The organism is Deinococcus marmoris (assembly GCF_001949125.1).
In the GTDB taxonomy this organism is placed as follows: domain Bacteria; phylum Deinococcota; class Deinococci; order Deinococcales; family Deinococcaceae; genus Deinococcus; species Deinococcus marmoris_A.
This window is the reverse complement of the sequence record NZ_MSTI01000005.1, coordinates 16,307-33,899: the sequence shown is the minus strand read 5'-3', so window position 1 is coordinate 33,899 and position 17,593 is coordinate 16,307. Positions and strand designations below refer to the sequence as shown.

Annotated in this window: 12 protein-coding genes and 2 tRNA genes; 6 read left to right on the top strand and 8 right to left on the bottom strand. The window is 62.1% G+C overall.

Features of this window, described 5'->3' with window-relative positions; translation table 11 throughout:
- Positions 1 to 7 precede the first annotated feature (7 nt).
- Entirely contained in the window at positions 8 to 973 is a 966-nt protein-coding gene (locus tag BOO71_RS00460) for a hypothetical protein (protein WP_075830031.1), read from the top strand.
- Between the two features lie 74 nt (positions 974 to 1,047).
- Here the strand turns inward: BOO71_RS00460 and BOO71_RS00455 are convergent, their stop codons facing one another.
- Complete coding sequence (locus tag BOO71_RS00455; protein WP_075830030.1) at positions 1,048 to 4,488, bottom strand: helicase-related protein; 3,441 nt, start codon at positions 4,486 to 4,488, stop codon at positions 1,048 to 1,050.
- Between the two features lie 382 nt (positions 4,489 to 4,870).
- Between BOO71_RS00455 and BOO71_RS27485 the strand changes: the two genes are divergently transcribed.
- The 3 genes from BOO71_RS27485 (at position 4,871) to BOO71_RS00445 (ending at position 7,865) form a co-directional block, all read left to right on the top strand.
- Positions 4,871 to 5,029 (top strand): hypothetical protein, encoded by a 159-nt coding sequence (locus BOO71_RS27485; RefSeq protein WP_175607317.1) that lies wholly within the window; start codon positions 4,871 to 4,873, stop codon positions 5,027 to 5,029.
- The gene (locus BOO71_RS00450) at positions 5,026 to 6,717 is read left to right on the top strand and encodes a hypothetical protein (RefSeq protein ID WP_075830029.1); all 1,692 of its coding nucleotides are present in this window, start codon (positions 5,026 to 5,028) and stop codon (positions 6,715 to 6,717) included. Before BOO71_RS27485 ends, BOO71_RS00450 begins: the two co-directional genes overlap by 4 nt.
- Positions 6,718 to 7,310: 593 nt before the next feature.
- On the top strand, positions 7,311 to 7,865 hold the full coding sequence (locus BOO71_RS00445; protein WP_075830028.1) for a hypothetical protein: 555 nt from the start codon (positions 7,311 to 7,313) through the stop codon (positions 7,863 to 7,865).
- Here the strand turns inward: BOO71_RS00445 and BOO71_RS00440 are convergent.
- The 7 genes from BOO71_RS00440 to BOO71_RS00410 form a co-directional block, all read right to left on the bottom strand.
- Positions 7,851 to 8,354 (bottom strand): hypothetical protein, encoded by a 504-nt coding sequence (locus tag BOO71_RS00440; RefSeq protein ID WP_075830027.1) that lies wholly within the window; start codon positions 8,352 to 8,354, stop codon positions 7,851 to 7,853. The genes BOO71_RS00445 and BOO71_RS00440 overlap by 15 nt on opposite strands.
- 96 nt (positions 8,355 to 8,450) lie before the next feature.
- On the bottom strand, positions 8,451 to 9,335 hold the full coding sequence (locus BOO71_RS00435; protein WP_083652804.1) for a tyrosine-type recombinase/integrase: 885 nt from the start codon (positions 9,333 to 9,335) through the stop codon (positions 8,451 to 8,453).
- A 166-nt stretch (positions 9,336 to 9,501) separates the two neighbouring features.
- Positions 9,502 to 9,578 (bottom strand) — tRNA-Ile (locus tag BOO71_RS00430).
- Positions 9,579 to 9,723: 145 nt separating this feature from the next.
- A tRNA-Glu gene (locus tag BOO71_RS00425) sits at positions 9,724 to 9,798 on the bottom strand.
- Between the two features lie 237 nt (positions 9,799 to 10,035).
- A complete protein-coding gene (locus BOO71_RS00420) occupies positions 10,036 to 11,094 on the bottom strand; it encodes an alpha/beta hydrolase family protein (RefSeq protein ID WP_075830026.1) in 1,059 nt (352 codons plus the stop codon).
- A 4-nt stretch (positions 11,095 to 11,098) separates the two neighbouring features.
- Positions 11,099 to 12,085, bottom strand: coding sequence for an alpha/beta hydrolase family protein (locus tag BOO71_RS00415; protein WP_075830025.1), 987 nt, complete (start codon positions 12,083 to 12,085; stop codon positions 11,099 to 11,101).
- Positions 12,086 to 12,173: 88 nt separating this feature from the next.
- Positions 12,174 to 12,719 carry a hypothetical protein gene (locus BOO71_RS00410; protein ID WP_075830024.1) on the bottom strand — a complete coding sequence of 182 codons (546 nt, stop codon included), beginning with the start codon at positions 12,717 to 12,719 and terminating at the stop codon, positions 12,174 to 12,176.
- A gap of 349 nt (positions 12,720 to 13,068) precedes the next feature.
- Here BOO71_RS00410 and BOO71_RS00405 point away from each other — a divergent pair, with 349 nt between their 5' ends.
- Positions 13,069 to 15,108, top strand: coding sequence for an Ig-like domain-containing protein (locus BOO71_RS00405; RefSeq protein WP_075830023.1), 2,040 nt, complete (start codon positions 13,069 to 13,071; stop codon positions 15,106 to 15,108).
- 162 nt (positions 15,109 to 15,270) lie between these two features.
- Positions 15,271 to 17,391, top strand: a complete 2,121-nt coding sequence (locus tag BOO71_RS00400) for a S8 family serine peptidase (protein WP_075830022.1) — start codon at positions 15,271 to 15,273, stop codon at positions 17,389 to 17,391.
- The last annotated feature ends 202 nt before the right edge of the window (positions 17,392 to 17,593 follow it).

The following is a 17,593-nucleotide window of genomic DNA, read 5'->3' as shown; positions in this document are numbered from 1 at the left end:
GAGATATATGCCTTTTCCACTAATTTGGGTCGTTGGCGTTATGGCGGTTGGAGCAATCAAGAAAGGTGCGGATGCCGGAATGGCTTTCAGTGATGCCAAGTCCACCCACGAGAAGGCAGAAGTTGCTCGTACCGCAGCACAAAACAGGTTTGCTGAGCACATGGAGCGTGTGCGCCAGGCAAGCCTGGAGTTGGAAGAACAGAAGCATGCTGTAATGGACGGCACCGTTAAGCGGTTCGTGGAACTCTGGAAGCGACAGAAGAAGAACGTTAACATTTCCGATAAAGATTTTGCACTGAAGCTCAATATCACCCCGGAAAAGCTGGAAGAACTTAAGTTCAGCCTTGGGATTCAGGGGCAGGATGTCGTAAAAGGCGTAACTCAGGTTGCCGTGGCTGGAATGGCAACTGGCATGGGAGTCTCATCTGCTGTGACTGCGTTCGGAGCAGCCAGTACCGGAGCAGCCATCACTGGGCTTAGCGGCGCTGCGGCCAACAGCGCTGCTCTGGCGTGGCTAGGCGGTGGAACACTGGCGGCTGGTGGTGGAGGCATGGCGCTGGGAGCCATTGTCGCCACTGGTCTCTTCGCGGCACCAGCGGCTCTGGCAGGAACATTCATTGCTGCCAAGAAGGGTCAAGAGGCCCTCACTGCCGCAACCAAATACTCAGCAGATGTCCAGGAATACTGCGTCAAGGTGCATGTGGCGCAAGTGGGCTTGACCGGTATCGAGAGTCGCATGCAGGAAGTCGGTGACCTCATCAAGCAGATGGTGGTGCGAGTGCGCAGTGCACTAGCCCAGTGCGAGGCAGATGAAGCCGAATTAGGTGGCGCAGTTAGAGAAAACAATTTTTTCATGGCAGCCACGCTCGTCAAAACCCTGACAGAACTGCTGAGCGTCCCTATCATTGACGCTGACATTACGGCCACTGCGGCGTCCAAACAGGTGGTAGCAGAGACCCGGCGCACTCTCTGAACAGCTTATTCGTCTTTTACCCCATATTCTGAAGCCAGAATAAGCCGCTTGATACGAATATCCAGGCCAGTTATTCAGTGCGCTCTGTGCGCTACTCCGAGCAGTTCTCCGAGATGGAACGTGGCCGCCACCTCAGCGAAGCTGGGTTCCTTGAACTGGCACTGGCTGAGGTAGCGCGGTTCGCTGGGGCCACTCGGCGTGACCTCCACCAGAGCCAGCCGGAACTGCTCCGGTGCGTTGCGGCTCGCTAGAATCTCGTTGCGGGTGAGCGTCACCGTGTCCGCCCCCTGCCAGCGCCCTTTAACTTCGATGAAGTACAGCCTGCCGGTGGCCGGGTCTTTACTCTCGATGTCATACCCCAGGCCGCGCTGGGCACTGACATCTCGGGGAACCCGTCCCAGCCGCACTTCAGCCTGCGTGACGGCCTCCATCGCAGCCCTCTCCACGGCGGCGCGTGCCACTGGGTCAGGACTGTGTGCTGTGCGCGTGTCTGAGATAAGTAGGGCTTGCGGAATGACCAGGGCCACGCCCAGGACTTCGGGAACCCCCGCGCTGATGGTGCGTTCGCGGTTCAGCTCGTTAATTCGGCGGTCCAAGCGTTCGGCCAGGTCAGTGGCCCGCTCGCTGGCCTTCTGGCTGTTCACGCGCGGCGTCTTGCCGTCACGCTCCTGCGCCCTCAGTTCACTGGCCCGCCCATCCCAGTAATTCATCTCGCGGGTCAGGCGTGAGCGCACCTCCCGCTCCACCTTGCCGATGTATTCCAGGCGCGTTTCTTTTATCTCCTGAACATGCTGCGGAGCAAGTCGTGTTGCGGCGTAAGCGCGCACCAGGGCCTCCACATCGCCCTCCAGCCAGGGCTGACGCATCAGCGGTGGGAGCAAGGGCAGTTCCTCTGGCCGGGGTGAGCGGTATTCCAGGTGTGGGGCCAGTCCAGCGTCCTGAGCCTGTCCGTCCGCCCCCAATTCGACGAACTGCAACCTGCGGCTGATGACGGTGTGGTTCTGTCCCCGGCTGGGCCGACTGTCGCGCACTTCATGCTGCACGTAGGCGAGCAGGCGTGGAGTGGCCGTGCGGTTCAATGGGTCAATCAACACGCTGCCTCGCTTCAACACGGCCCGGTTCTGATGCAGGGTCAGGGCGATGACCGCATCCAGCAGAGGATGTCCAGGGCAGATGAAGGCCGCTTCGGGCTGGGTGCTGCGGACCAAGTGCTTGTCAAAGGTGACGCGCGAGTACTGCCGGTTCACTGATTGCCCTGGATGAAGCTCCCTGGCTTTTTCGCGAATGCGTGCTGGAACATTGCGCAGCTCGAAGCGCCCTGCCTCTCTGGGGGTCAGACTGCCGCCCAGTTCCTGAAAAGCGCTGATGAAGAACGCCTGGATGAAGTGCGGCTGGAGCTTGCGGGCTTCGGCGCGTTCCATGTCGTCGCGAATACGGCCCACCTCGCTAGTATCCATACGAGTGTGTCCCAGCGCCCTGGCCTCCAGCAGCTTTCGCAGCGACTCCGCATCCACGGCACCCTCCACTGCCTGATGTAGTTCGGCCCTGACTTCAGGGCGGTCACCGTACAGCACTGCCTTCATCAGCAGGTCACGGAGGGGCTGACCCTCGAAGAGTTGACCCAGCACATCGAATACCTGCCCGCCCAGCGTGCGCGACTGGTTTTCCAGCTTATGCAGCAGGGCGGCGTACACGTCTCCCTCCCTGGTCCCCTGCGCCAGCAGGTTCCACAGGAAACAGACCTCCTCCTGCCCAATTCGGTGAATACGCCCAAAGCGCTGTTCCAGCCGGTTGGGGTTCCAGGGCAGGTCATAGTTGACCATCAGGTTGGCGGTCTGGAGGTTCAGTCCCTCGCCCGCCGCGTCGTTGGCAATCAGGACTTTCAGGTCCGAACCGTAATTGAAGCGTTCCACGATGGCCCGCCGCGCATCCCGGCTGACGCCACCATGAATGACATCCACAGCTTCAGCCTGTCCCAGCAGCGTGCGGATGCGGGTGGTCAGGTAGTTCAGCGTGTCCCGCGCCTCACTGAAAATAATCATCTTGCGCCGGGTGCCGTCCGCACGCAGCATCTGCGGCGACTGCAACACGTCGGCCAGTTGCCGCCATTTGGTGTCCTCTCTGCTGTTGCGCAGCCTGAGCGCCTGGGCTTCCAGTTCGGTCAAAGCCCCGATTTCGATGCGCAGCTCATGGACCGTCTGGGCACTGGTGGCGTAGTCCACCACCGTTTGCTCCAGCTCATTGGCCTCCGCGTCGTCGAGGTCATCAAAGTCATCCCAGTCGTCGGCAGTGGGCATCGGAGCCGCCGTCTCATCTCGCAGGCGGGTCTCCAGTCGCTCCCGGCGGCGGCGCAGGGACTGGTAAATTGCCTCGGGGCTACTCGCCAGGCGGCGCTGCAAGGTCTGCAAGGCGAAGCCCACGTTGACCCTCCGGGACTCGTCGAGCCGGTCAGCGCTGTTCATCTGGTGGCGGACATAGTCCGTTACAGCGTCATAGAGGGCCTGCTCTCCCGGCGAGAGCGCATAAGCCACTGTTTCGGACACCCGTTGTGGGAAGAGCTTGCGCCCATCGAAGCGCCGAAGGTCTTCCTTGACCATGCGGCGCATCAGGTCGCTGGTGTCCACCCCACCGGAGTGATGCCCCTCGAAGCGGTCAGCGTCGAGCAGGCTCATGAATACGGCGAAATCGTCGTCCTTGCCGTTGTGGGGTGTGGCGGTCATCAAAAGGAAGTGCCGCGTCTGGTGCGAGAGTTCCCGGCCCAGCAGGAAGCGCTTGGTGTACTTCACTTCCCGGCCCAGCGCCTGTGCGCTCATGCGGTGTGCCTCATCCACCACTATCAAATCCCACTCATGATTTGCCAGTCGCTCCTGCAATTCGGGGTTCCGACTGAGCATGTCCATGCGGGCAATCCAGAAGGGCGACTCCCCGAAGGGGTCCGCGATGCGGTTGGCCGCAATACGGTCACGCGACAGCAAGTCGAAGTGCAGGTCAAATTTGTTCGCCAGTTCGTCCTGCCACTGCTCGACCAGCCCACCTGGTGCGACGATGAGGCAACGTTCCAACTCGCCACGCACCAGCAACTCCTTAATAAGGAGGCCCGCCATGATGGTTTTCCCAGCCCCTGGGTCATCGGCCAGCAGGAAGCGCAGCGGCTGGCGGGTCAGCATCTCCCCGTACACCGCCGTAATCTGATGCGGCAGCGGCATAACCTGCGAAGTGTGGACCGCGAGGTAGGGGTCAAAGAGGTGCGCGAGCTGAATCCGCAGGGCCTCAGATACGAGACGCAGGCTGTCTGCATCGCCGTCGAAACGGTATGACGACTGCGGAGTGACCAGTTCACACCCTTCTAGGTCTTTCGCGTACACCAGCCGTTCGGAAAGCTGGCCCTGCACGTCCTTAATGACCAGCGTGGCGATACCGGTGGTGATGGGAATAACGCTTAGCACCTGCACCACCTGCTCAGCAATTAGACCGCGAACGTAGGCACCAGGAACAAGTTCGGAGAGCAGCAGCACCCGCCAATTCTAGGTGGGGAGCGGTCAAGAGATGAGCAGAAGAGATTCGCACCAGAGAAAAGGTACCGACTTAAGACCAACCCATCCCTCAGACCATGATGTCTAGACAGAGCAGTGATTGACTTCAGATGGCAATGACCTCCGGTTTTGGGACGTCTCAGCTTTTTTTGCTGTTCACAACGCACTTCTTGGAATTTCGCCCAATATTTCAGTTTAAGCCGAAGTGTGGGTCAGGCGTCCGAAAGGCTTGACAGCCTATTTAAGCTGCAAGCGTCAACGGCCTATCTGAGTATCAGAGGCCCGCACAAACAGCACACCAGAAGACGGACGGAGCCAACGAGGCTCCGTTCTAGCTTTGTGCTGTCGCCATCAGGAGGCACCCATGTTAGATATTCAAGCCGCTATTTTCGTTCTCTCGCAACTCCCTCACATCCTTATGTTGACCTGCTGGTTTATCCAGCAACTCTTTATCCGCATCCGTTTTCAGATTGCTCTGCACCCCGGTGCGCTGCACATTGCTCTGGGCTGGCAGGGCGCATGAACGACATCAACACCTTCTTCGGGGCCAGCGGCGTACCACCAAGATTCTTGCTCTCAGGTTCAGTGTTATCCTCCGTCTCTTCCAGTCCAGTCCCCATCAGACCCACGCTGACTCTGCCCGACGACATCTTTGAGCAGGCGATGCTCGTTAGCCGAGAACTATCCGCTGTTAATGTACGGATAGAACGCTTCTTCCGGCAGGGCAACCGCGTTGTCCGCCGAGTCAGGGACCCGGAGACTGGCCGAATGACCCTGGAGCCAGTCACGAGGCAGCAGGTACTGGAAACGGAACTCAGCCGACTGTTCAAATTCAGAACCACACGAAAGGAGCTGGCCGGGCCGCCAAGCGGAGTCGTGAACTTCCTACTGAACGCCGATATGGAATTCTGGAGAGTGCCGGTCATCAAAGGGATACGGAATATGCCGTTCTTCAACCAGGACGGGCAATTTGTTCAGGAGAACGGGTATCACGTTGATGAACGGGTCTGGCTGGATACCGGCAAACTGAATCTTCCCCACGTTTCCGTCACTCCATCAACCACGGAAATGGCCCAGGCCAAAGCGCTGCTCGAAGACCTGCTCCAGGACTGCCTGTTCGCCGATGAGGCTTCACGCAGCAACGCACTGGCCGCCATCCTCACACCCCATATGCGCGACATGGTGTCTGAAGCGATACCCATGCAGCTCATCGCTGCTGAGTCACCAGGGGCTGGCAAAAGCCCCCTGGCCCGCATCATCTTCCAGCTTGCTCAGGACGGCCCATTCACTACACTCCCCGAAGTGAAGCAGGAGGACGAGTTCCGTAAGCGCATCCTGTCATTTCTCCGGGACAGCCCCCGCGTCCTCGTCATCGACAACATTAACCATCGACTGGATTCTGGTGTCTTCGCCAATCTCATCACCGCCCCTTCCTTCTCAGACCGCGTGCTGGGCGGCAACGAAACCGAGACGCATCTTAACCAGATGCAGTGGATTCTGACGGCCAATCGTCCTGAAATTTCCGGCGAGTTGCGGCGGCGGACCAGTCTGGTACACCTCGATGTGCAGTCTGGAGTCGCGCAGAACCGCACCTATCGGCGGGCCGACCTGTTCGACTGGTTTAACCAGCACCGCTCCAAACTCTTGTGGGCCATCTTCACCTTGATTCAGGCATGGGTGAAAGCAGGCATGACTAAAGGCACCGTCCACGAGGCCGGTATGAGGAATTACAGCCAGAGCGTGGGCGGCGTCCTTGAATACGCCGGTTACGGGGGCGTCCTGATGAACATGGCTCAGCTTCATAACCAAGCCAATCGTGAGGATGAAGATTTCAACACCCTGATTGCCATTTGGGCCAAGGCTTACGGTACCAAACGGGTCACTGCTACTGAGGTGTGCAAACTCATGGAGGAACATGACCTCTATCCTGATGGACTTCAAAACCACCAGCCTGCTGCCGTTGGCCGGAAGGTTAAATACTGGAAGGGGCGAAGCGCACACGGTTTCGAGGTCCTGCGTCCTTATGACTCTGCAAACCACCGTTATACCCTTCAACTTCAGTCAATTTCTAGTCTCTCAAGCTCTCCGGGAGGAACGGGAACAACGGGAGATACGGGAGAAGAAATGGAGCCGGTAGACCAGCCAGACTTTACCTCAGAAGCCGAAACGGGAGAAAATGCTCCCGTAGCTCCCGCTGAGTTGCTGTTCTGACACCATCGCCGCAGGGTTGCTTGGACTTGGCGGACATCGGAGCTCTGCTGTCCGTAAAAAGCCGCTGCAAGGCTGTAAATGGTATGAGGAGGGCTACATCCCCCTCCTCTTCACGCGCAGCCCCCCAACACCGCAGGCAGAGGGATTGTAAGGCCCCCCCCCGCCCCCGCACTTACCTCGAAGACCGCCTGCCCACAAGGCTTCCTCAGCCAACATCACTGCTGCTTCAGCTTTAGCAGTGGGTTGCCCGGCAAAGCCGGGGCGGCTGCGCCGCGATTTCCAGCGAAACTCTCGTGGTTTCACAGCCTGACGTTGCCTTGGGGCGATGTGCCGGGCTACTCGCGGCTTTCAGGGTCTGTTCTGCCTTCACCACGTCCTTGCAGTCTATGTAACCCTACTCACGTTCTTGAGCGAACCCCGAAGATGTTAGACGCTGTTAGGGCTTGCAGCGTAGCTTCCCTTGATGTTGAAACTGACAAGTGAACAGATTTCTATTGGGGGTTCCCATTCTCCTTCTGTCCATTCCACAACCCAGTCCTCTCTCTTCCGCCCAGCACACGCCGGGCGGATATCCATTTTCTGGAGGTCACACTATGTATATAAGGCACATCGACATCCCACAGTTCTACGCAGCCCACGCGGGTGGCGCGAACAACGCTGAGCTTGCCACGCAGTTCAGAATCAGCGTTGCCACAGTCAAGCGTCATAAGAAGGCACTAGGACTCGGCAGCAACTGCGAACGCAACAACCGGGGCAAGCTCGGGGAACAGCTGGTGGCCGACTATTTCACTGGGCAGGGGGTGACAGTGGCCTTCGCTAAGCCTGGCGCACCCGCTGACCTCCATGTTGGTGACGTGCGGGTGGAAGTCAAGGTGATGACGCCCAGGGCTGGCGGCTCAGCACAAGTCAAGCTGCCTGCCCTGCGAGGCTCCAACCACAACCAATATCAATACAGCAAGGATTACCGACGAGACGCCGACATCCTTGCACTGGCGGTGCTGTCGGGAGAGGCGCTAAGCCACCTCTACCTGCTACCCAGCGCCTACTGGAAGCCCACCATCACTGTTCATCCCGACTCTTCCTTCTGTCCGTTCAGGCCGTTCCAGAACTGGCTCGGCTGGCTGCCCACCCAGTCAAAGGCCGTCTGATGGGGACAACGGTAAGCCCCAGTAGAAGGCCGCACCCACCAGCCCGCGCACGATGCCCGCCAGACGCTCGATGTCCAGTGTCATCTCCCAGGCAGTCCCGTCTGCTGTGGCTGGTATCCAGGCCCGCAGCCCGGCCAGTAGGCGGCGGGAATCGGGGGTCATGACCATCTCGACGCACCCGGAGCCGATGGCCGCACGCCACTGCGCCAGGTTGGCCGCTAGACCATCGGGGTGGTCCAGCTTCAGGTCTGGGATATCAAGTTCCTGCTTTATGCGTGGCATCAACGAATCCTCGGCCAGGAAGTCCAGTATCTCTTCGAGCGGCGTGAGCGCCACAAAGGTCAGAAGCGTCATCACGAGTTGGGCGGGGACGGACACATGCTCATAGGCCCGCTTCGGGTACTCCCAGGAATACTGAATCTGCGTGAAGTTGTGGCGCAGTCCCAGGGTGAGACGCCGCGTGTCTTCGGTGCGCTGTTTGTCGTTCATGGAGTTCTCCTCTCCTTCATCGAGGTTCGCCCATCGCCGCGCAGCTATTCAGTTCAGTGCGGCGATGTTGGGGCGAGGTGGCGTAGCCTGCGCTGTTTACTTCAACGCGCTCATGGGACTGGCGCGGCGATGAACGTCTTTGAGGTCCTCGGTATTCAGCACGGCGTAGCGGTTAGTCATCTCCAGCGAGGCGTGGCCGAGGATGCGCTGAAGCGTGAACACGTCCCCGGAGTTCCGCAAGTAGTTCACGGCGAAGCCACGGCGGAAGGTGTGAGGGCTGTAGGTGGCCGTTCCAGCAGTCACGCACAGCCGGGCCAGCAGTTGCTTGACCGTGTCGCGGCACACGGCAGCGTCAGGCAGGGTTAGGAATACGTTGGGAAGCAGGCTGGCTGGGCGCTCCGTCTGGACATAGCGCGCCAAGTGCTTAAGGCCCACCCGCGAAATCGGCACGATGCGGTCCTTGCTGCCCTTGGCCTGCCGGACGTTCAGGCGGCCCCCCGGCTCGATGTCGTCCAGATGCAGGCCGCACAGCTCCGAGACCCGCAGGCCGGTGTCGTACAGCACGGCGATGATGGCGCGGTCCCGCTGGGGGTGGCGGTTCCCCAGCGCCGTCTCCATCAGGCGCTCGACAACCTCCGGCTCAACGGCAGGCAGAATCTGGCGCGGCAGCTTGGGCATCGACACCCGGCGCATCGGGGACTTCTCGATGACCTCGTCGGCCTCCAGCCACAGGAAGAAGGTCTTGAGTGGGCGCAGCCGTGCGTGTGCGCCGCCAGGACTCATCTGCTCGGTCAGCGAGCTGGCGTAGTTGCGTAACAAGGTGCGCGTGACGGCCTCGGCACGTGTGACCCCGGCGGCCTGCGCGTAGGCCGTGAACTTGTCCAGCGAGGTCCGGTAGGCCGAGAGCGTGGCCTTGCTGTGGCCACGTTGACGACAGCCCATGAGAAAATCCTGAATGTGTTGTGCCAGCGTGAAGTGCATAATCACCCCTTCCCGCCGTGCATATGACCCCACGCTTCGGCCCTTTTGACCTCACGCTTCGGCGTGGATGACCCCACGCTTACGGGCATTATGCAGGCGTTTCCGGTGTCCGGGCTGGATTTCTGAAAACGAAAAAACCCCGTACTGAACGGGGTTCTCTTGTGTTTGGTGCGGATGCCCAGACTTGAACTGGGGACCTCACGCTTATCAGGCGTGCGCTCTAACCAACTGAGCTACACCCGCACACCACTCATTTCCGCGTGTCCGTAACCGAACAGGCGGCAGTTAATCTAGCAAGGGCGCGGCGGGGTGTCAACGTGCGCCCGCAAAACCGCGATAGACAGCGCATATACAAAGCAAAAACCCCCGCCGAGGCGGAGGCTCAAGTTGGTGACCCCAACGGGATTCGAACCCGTATCGCTACCTTGAAAGGGTAGTGTCCTAACCGTTAGACGATGGGGCCACACCTTCAGCATTCACTTTTTTCTAGTGTGTCCGCCGCCCTTTCAAGGGGTGCTTTTCAGCACGGCGAGAATCATAGCCCAGCACGGGGGCCACGTCAATGGGCAGAGGTTGTGCGGGTGCGCTTCGGCCAAAAGAGGCAGGGTATGTCCGAAATAGGGAGAGCTGGCCTGCTGGTTCACAGACGCTGTGACAGATGCATTTTAGGCCTCCACGACGGCGCGCAGAGGCCACCGCGTCACAGATTTTCCTTAAAGAAGGCCACGCTGCGGTCCAGGGCCAGCCGCAGATTGCCGCTCAGGTTGTGGTTGTCGCCAGGGTACTTGTAGGCCGTAAACTGCTGCCTAGCGGCCCGCAGATCATCGGCAAAGTCCTTCTGGAAGCTGTACGGCACGTCCTTGTCAGCGGTGCCCTGATGAAGCTGGAGGGGCCGCCCGTCCAGCTCTTGCAGGTAGGCGTTGGGACTCAGGGCGCGCAGGTAGCGGCGGTTGAGGGTGTCCAGCGTTGGCTTCTGCTCGCCGCTGGGGGGATTCCAGTCGGTGGCCAGGATGTCGTAGCTGGCCATCACCCCTGCCCACAGCGAGGCGGCCTTCAGGTCCGGGTCCACCAGCATGGCGCGCAGGCTCAGTTGGCCGCCCATGCTGTGCCCCCACACGCCCATGCGCGCCCGGTTCACGCGGGGGTCCGCCTTGAGGCTGGCGGCGGCGTTCAGCACGTCCACGGTGTAGCCGGGATCGTTATAGCCGCCACGGGCCGTGCCCTCGGAGTCGCCGTGGCCCCGGTAATCGCTTTTGAGGGTGACATACCCGGCCCGCGCGAAGGCGTCCTGATAGGCCACGTAGCGCTCGGTGGTGCGGTACTCGTCCGGCGGGATATAGCCGTGGTTGAACACGATGGCGGGCCAGCCCCCCTGCGGCGGCGTGCCGCGTGGAACGGTCAGCAGGGCAAAGATCCTGAGACCGTCCGATTGATACGAAATTACCTGACGGCTGTAGTTGCCCCCCGGATTGAGATTCCGCACCACGCTGAGTTTGCTGCCCGGATACTCGCGCGCCCGCAGTGCCGGAATGCTGATGGACTGGCGGGCCACGAGGCTCTCGATGGCCGTGTCGGTGACCCTTCCCAGCGGGCCAGCCTGCACGGTGGTATCGGGAGGCGGAGGGGACGCCTGTGGCAGAGCCGGGGCCGTCTGCACCTGCCACGGCACCCTGAATGGCAGGTTCTCCGGCTGCGTCACGGCGATGTAACCCGCGCCCAGCACCAGCAGCAGGACGGCAAAATTGATCAGTCGTCGCATGGGTTCAGAGATGCTCTTTGAAGAACTGCACGCTGCGGTTCAGGGCCGTCCGCAGGTTGCGGGACAGGTTGTGGTTGTCGCCCGGATAGACGTAACTCTGCACCGGCTTGCCGATGGCCTTGAGGTCCCTGCTCAGCGCCGTGTGGAAGACCACCGGCACGTCCTCGTCCGCCGTACCGATGTGAAGCTGGATGGGGCCTTTCAGGTCCTTAAGGTAGCTGTTGGCGCTCAGGGAATTCCAGAATTTGGGATTGCTGGCGGGCGTGCCGTACTTCGCCACCGCCGTCTTGCGGAGGTTCAGCACGCCCTGCGGGATGCTGGCGGGCACCGGACTGCTCCACTGGGTCATCATGGCGTTGTAATCGCCCACCACCCCGGCCCAGATCACCCCGGCCTTGATATCGCCGGGAGCGATCACCATCGCCCGCAGGGTCAGGAAGCCGCCCATGCTGTGCCCCCACATGCCGATGCGCGCCGCGTTCACCCGCCCGTCGCGCTTGAGGCTGCCCAGCGCGTTCATCACGTCGTCGGTGTAGCCGGGGGAGTAGTAACCGCCCAGCGCCTCGCCCTGGCTGCTGCCGTGGCCCCGGTAGTCGCTCTTGAGGGTCACGAAGCCCGCGCGGGCAAAGGCGTCCTGATACGCCACGTAGCGCTCGGTGGTGCGGTAGACGTTCGGCGGAACATAGCCGTGGTTGAACACGATGGCGGGCCAGCCCCCTTTTGGCGGTGTGCCCGTGGGAACAGTCAGCAGGGCGCGGATGCTCAGGCCACCAGATTGATACGACACCACCTGCCGCGAGTAGTTGCCCCCCGCACGCAGATTGGTCAGCACTTTCAGGGCGCTGCCGGGATATTTTTTCTCGCGGGCCGTCTGGATGCCCATATCGGCCACGTCCACCTTTGCCAGGGCGGCGGCGGACTGTGCCCCGGCCTGCGCGTTCAGAACAGCCGCGCCGAGCAGAAGTGGAAACAGGAGAGCGGGTGTTTTCATGCCTCCAGGCTAGACGCAGACGGCCACAAGAAAAGCGTCAGGACCGACGTTACGGCCCCGAAATCGTCTTCAGCATCTGTCAGGCGGATCAGCGGCTGATGTCGTAGCCGACGATCTTGCCGACGGCGCGCGGGTTGCCGTCTCCCAGTACTTGAGAACGGTCAAACAGGTTCCAGCCGCGCGAGACGGTCATCTGGGGCAGCAGTTCGGTCCCGCCGCCGGGCCAGTTGTCGGGCAGCTCGAAGGGGCCGAACGTACCACCCGCCGGGCTGAAGACCAGCCACAGGCGGTTGCGCGCCACCGTCTCGCCCAGGCTCAGGCGCGCGTCGTTGTTGGCGTCGTTATAGGCCACCACCTGATACACGCCCGCCACACCGGGAATGTTCGGCAGATCGAAGCCGTACTGCCAGGAGTTTGTCCCTGTGCCGACCACATTCTGGGCAATGGCGCTGTCGTTGGTCACGGCCACCGGCACGCCAGTTCCCACCAGCGCCAGCCGCAGCCGGGGAGACACGCCCCAATCGCCGCCGATGCTGCCGCTCAGGGCGTAGTCGGCGGGGGCCTTAACCTCCTGTTGCCCGCAGGCAGCCAGCGTCAGGGGAAGAAGAAGGAGACCAGGCAGAAGCTTACGCATGGTCCCAGGATAAGCGGCGTCCGGGTGAGAAGCAGCCCTGCCATTCATGAATCCATCATTTCGCACGAGGGTTCGCTGAAGCTGGCATGCGTACAGTTTGCGTAAAATCAATTTTGCATTTGCCAGGGTCTCTCGGGGGACCAAAGATGAGACCATTGAAAGCGCTTGCTCACCTGAACGTCACGCGCTATCGTGCCTCCGTCCCATAAACAGCTTGATACCGATCATCAAGCGTCACAGTCTCATCCGAACGCCCCGCCGCGTTCATTGGCCTGTGTTCATTCTGCGCTGCCCACAGGCACCCACCTGACCACTCAAGCCATCCAGAGACTGGTCTAAAGGAGATCACATGAAGCGATCCTCACCCCTCGCACTTCTGGCCCTCACCGGGTTACTGCTCACGGCCTGCGGAGGCTCGGAGACGCCTCAGCCCGGCGACACCACCAAGCCCACCGTCACCCTGACGGCCTCGCCCAGCAGTGTGCAGCCGGGCGGCACCGTCACCCTGACGGCCACCGCAAGCGACAATGTGGGGATCTTCAAGGTCAGCTTCTACCGGGGCACCACCCTGATCAACGAGGACACCACGGCCCCCTACACGGTCACCGACACGGTGGACGGCGCAGCGAGCGGCACCCTGAGCTACCGCGCGGTGGCCAGCGACGCGGCGGGCAACAGCGCGGAAGCCAGCGCCACGGTCAGCGTGACCAGTGTGCCCTTGGGCAAGGGCGTGATCCAGGGCATCGTCGTCGATCAGAACATCGGCGCGCCGGTGGCGGGCAGCACCATCACCGTGATGTCTGGCGGCAAGACGTACAGCACGGTGACCAGCGGGGCCGACGGCACGTTCAATGCGCCGCAGTTGCCCGCCGGAACCTATGATCTCCAGGCACGCAAGGCAGGTCTGGCGGGATTCGATCTGCATGGTCTGGTGGTCACGGACGGGACCGTCAAGGTCCGCATGATCCAGCCGCCAGCCTTCGAGACCAGCGCCACAACCGACGGAGCCAAACTGGTGCTGACGCGCGCCGACGGCAAAACGCCGCTGGCAGACACCACCTTCACCGACACGGTGGACTTTAAAATTACCGGGGCCGCCGACTCCAACCATGTGGGACCGGTACGCGTGATGTACGCCCAGTTGGGCCGCACGCCCGGCTCCGGCAGCGTGGCCGGATCGTCGCTGGACGGCAAATGGTTCTTCACTCCGCAGCAGGACCTGTTGACGCCGCCCACGTCCGGGGCCGTGACCCTGCCCAGCGCCGAAACCCCCAACTTCATCAAGGGCTTCGGCAGCGCCGCTGGCGAGAAGCTCAATCTGGAAGTTCTGGTCGTCGATTACAATTACAACTACTCGCTGTACCTCGTGCCGATCACCCTGAAAAACACGGCCAAGGAGGCTGCCGCAACCGTGACGGCCCCCAAGAACGCCGCCGCCATTGCCTATACCCTCAAACAGGAAGGTTCCTGGACCCAGCCGTACAGCCTGCCCGGCGCGGACGCGACTACGCCCATAGGCGACGCAGCCCCTAACGGATCGGGCGTCTTCGTGGAACTGCGCTGGTGCAATGCCGACGCCGCACCCTTCGCCTTCGACATCGAGCGTTCGGCAGACGGCACCACCTTCAACAAGGTGGGCACCGTGGCAGGCGGCACGAGCGCGTCATGCCCGGCCAACCAGCTCTCCCGTCCCTTCTTCTACCGCGACAACAGCGCCGATCTGAGCGTGGGCAAGACCTTTACCTACCGGGTCGTGGCGCGCGGCGCGAACACCGCCGCCAGCAACACCACCCAGACCACCCCGCTGGCCGCGTTCACGCCCAAACTGCTGGCCCCCGGCGACGAGACGACGGGCGTGTCGCTGACCCCCACCTTCGTGATCGGCAGCCCACAACTGGCGATTGGCGCGGACGGCGCGGGCTACAACCTGCAACTGCGCGACCTGTACAACCTGAACGGCTACAACATGCCCGGCAATCCGGCAGTGGCCAATACCCTGGGCCTGTTCCGGGTGGAAGAGGGCACCGGAGATGCAGGCAACGGCGTTGCCGTGGGCCAGACGCTGGTCTACACCTCGGGCCTGACCAAGAACACCGTCTACACCGATACGGCTGGGGTCCTCGACAAGAGCAAGCCCAAGCGGCTCCCGGTGGACAGCGCTGCCCACAGCGTCAGCATTCCCCTTACCGAACTGGGGATTCCCGCCCTGCAATCGCTGCGCCCCTACAAGTGGCAGATGTACGCGGGCTACGCCTACAAGTACCTGCCCGCAGAGGGAAACCGCGTCAGCGCCTACTCGGTGTACGCCTGGCCCAGCAGCACCACCCAGCCCATTCCAGCCACACGTCCCCTGAACCAGAACTTCGACTTCGTCACGGGCCAGAAATAAGCGCCAGGGTGGCCAGCGCCGGGTGAACCAGGGCCGTGCCCACCGCAGGTTCACCGCACCGGAGTTGACCACCAGAACCGCCCTCAGAACAGAGTCAAGGTGCGCCCCGTCTTTCAGCGCATTCCTACTTCCGGCGCTTTCCCGCGCTTCCAAGGAGCATTCATGCACAAACCCTCCCGGCACAACCTCAACTGCACCCTCGGAGTGGTGGCCCTCACCGCCCTCCTGGCTGCCTGCGGACAGCAGACTCCTGGAACCACCTCGGTGGCCACCACGCCCAAGGCCGATCTCAGCGAACACGCCACGGTGGCCCAGAGCGGCAAGCTCAAGTATGTCCAGAACGAGCTGATGGTGGGCTACACCGACGACGCCAGCCTGAGCCGGGCCGCCACCACCCTGAACGCCACCGTGGTGGCGACGATCCCCGAGATCCGGGTGGCCCTGCTGCGCGTCAGCGGCGACAGCCTGAAGGTCAGCTCGCAGGCCTTCCGCCTGCCCGGTCTGCGTTACGCCCAGCCCAACCAGATCGTGACGGGCGAAGCACTGCCTGCCGTCCAGGGCGCAGCCAGCCTGAACGCCCAGGCCGCCTCCAAGGATCAGATCTTCGATGAACTGCCGCAGTACGCCCTGGACCCACGCCACCTGAACGCCAAGGCCGCCTGGGACGCTGGCCTGGACGGGACCGGCGTGGTGGTGGCCGTGCTGGACGATCCCGGCGACGTGTCTCACCCCGATCTGGCCGCCAACTGGGCGGGCAAGGCGTACAATCCCTTCCTGAACAAGGTGTACACGAACGCCGCCGAATGGGTCAAGGACTCCGCCAGCAACTTCGCCTCGCACGGCACCTTCGTGGCGTCCAGCATCGTGGCGGTCAAAGACGGCAAGGGCATCGTGGGCGTCGCGCCAGGGGCCAAGTGGATGCCCGTGGTGATCAACCCAGCGGCCACCACCGAAAACGAGTTCTACTCCTCGTTCTACATCGCGCTTGGGGCCGTGTGGGCCACCAACAACGGCGCGCGGGTGCTGAACAACTCCTGGGGCGGCGGCACCAGCTTCGGAGCGGTCAAGGACGCCTTCGACTATGCCATGAGCAACGGCACGTCCGTGGTGGCCTCGATGGGCAACAGCTACTACGACGAGTTCCAGTACCCCGCCGCCCTGCCCGGCGTGATCGCCTCGGGCGCGCTGGACGGCAGCAACCGCAGGACCACCTTCTCGACCATGGGCCGTCACATCTCGTCCTCGGCCCCCGGGCAGGACACCATGCTGGCCAACCCCACCTGGCTGGGCGGCGGGCACGAACTGATCTCCGGCACCTCGTTCTCCAGCCCGTACACCGCCGGGGTGGCCGCGCTGGTCTACCAGAAATGCCCGGCAGCCACGCCCTTCCAGGTGCGCCGCGTGCTGGAAACCACCGCCAACAACACCATCGGCTCCAACCCCACCGGCTTTGACCGCGACACCGGCTGGGGCGCACTGAACGCCGGAAACATCGCCAAGACCCTGACGTCCTGCGACAAGCTGCCCGCCAAGGGAGCCAACGTCAAGATCAACGTGACCTACGCCGACAGCGGCGGTCAGAAGCCCGGTGTGCTGGGTGACGTGATCCTGCGCGGCAAGGGCATGCGCGCCGGGGCCACCGATGACCCCACTCCGCTGTACCTGTCCACCACCGACGCCCAGGGGAACGCCACCTTCGCCGAGATCGCGCCGGGTGAATACGACCTGTACGTGGCCGGAGCAGACCTGAACATTACCGGCGGCTTGCAAGACGACCGGGGAACCTATGTCGGGAGCCTGACCGCGACCTCCGGCTCCACGCGGGTCAATCCAGATATGAAGGACGTGACCCTGACGGCCGCTTCGCCGAACTTCAATCCGGTGGACCCCTACGAGCCTAACGACTCGCTGGACACCGCCAAGGCCATCGCCTACGGTCAGACCACCCAGACCGCCTATATCTACGGCACGCCCGACGACTTCGACGTCTTCAAGTTCACCGCTGCCGCCGGCGACCAGATCAAGGCCGACGTCCTGGCTGCCGGTCAACTGGGTGGATCGCTCGACTCCTACCTCTTCCTGCTCGGCCCGGACGGCAAGACGCTGGCCGACAACGATGACCGGGGCGACCCCCGGATCGACTCGGACTCCGAGGTGACCTTCACGATCAAGGCGGCAGGCACCTACTATCTGGCCGTGACCAGCTACAACATTGCCACCGCCACGGGCGATGACGGCGGCCCCTTCAACAAGTACCAGTTGAAACTCGCCAAAACCAACTGAGCTTTTCATAAAGCCCCTCTCCTGAAGGCTTCTTCCTTCTGACAGCGCGCCCGAACCCCTGTGTCATTCAGGTTCGGGCGCGTTTGCGTAATTCCGGGCAGGATGATCGGCACCGTGAGCATGCTCCTGGCAGACTTTTCCGTGAGACCCGAATGATGAGAACCTGAGCAGGGGTTGCTCACCTGGAAACCACGCGCTATCT

Coding starts and splice junctions, on each gene's coding strand:
- BOO71_RS00420 (WP_075830026.1), bottom strand. CDS start 11,094: ATGCGACGACTGATCAATTTTGCCGTCCTGCTGCTGGTGCTGGGCGCG.
- BOO71_RS00435 (WP_083652804.1), bottom strand. CDS start 9,335: ATGCACTTCACGCTGGCACAACACATTCAGGATTTTCTCATGGGCTGT.
- BOO71_RS00445 (WP_075830028.1), top strand. CDS start 7,311: ATGTATATAAGGCACATCGACATCCCACAGTTCTACGCAGCCCACGCG.
- BOO71_RS00450 (WP_075830029.1), top strand. CDS start 5,026: ATGAACGACATCAACACCTTCTTCGGGGCCAGCGGCGTACCACCAAGA.
- BOO71_RS00400 (WP_075830022.1), top strand. CDS start 15,271: ATGCACAAACCCTCCCGGCACAACCTCAACTGCACCCTCGGAGTGGTG.
- BOO71_RS27485 (WP_175607317.1), top strand. CDS start 4,871: ATGTTAGATATTCAAGCCGCTATTTTCGTTCTCTCGCAACTCCCTCAC.
- BOO71_RS00415 (WP_075830025.1), bottom strand. CDS start 12,085: ATGAAAACACCCGCTCTCCTGTTTCCACTTCTGCTCGGCGCGGCTGTT.
- BOO71_RS00460 (WP_075830031.1), top strand. CDS start 8: ATGCCTTTTCCACTAATTTGGGTCGTTGGCGTTATGGCGGTTGGAGCA.
- BOO71_RS00440 (WP_075830027.1), bottom strand. CDS start 8,354: ATGAACGACAAACAGCGCACCGAAGACACGCGGCGTCTCACCCTGGGA.
- BOO71_RS00410 (WP_075830024.1), bottom strand. CDS start 12,719: ATGCGTAAGCTTCTGCCTGGTCTCCTTCTTCTTCCCCTGACGCTGGCT.
- BOO71_RS00405 (WP_075830023.1), top strand. CDS start 13,069: ATGAAGCGATCCTCACCCCTCGCACTTCTGGCCCTCACCGGGTTACTG.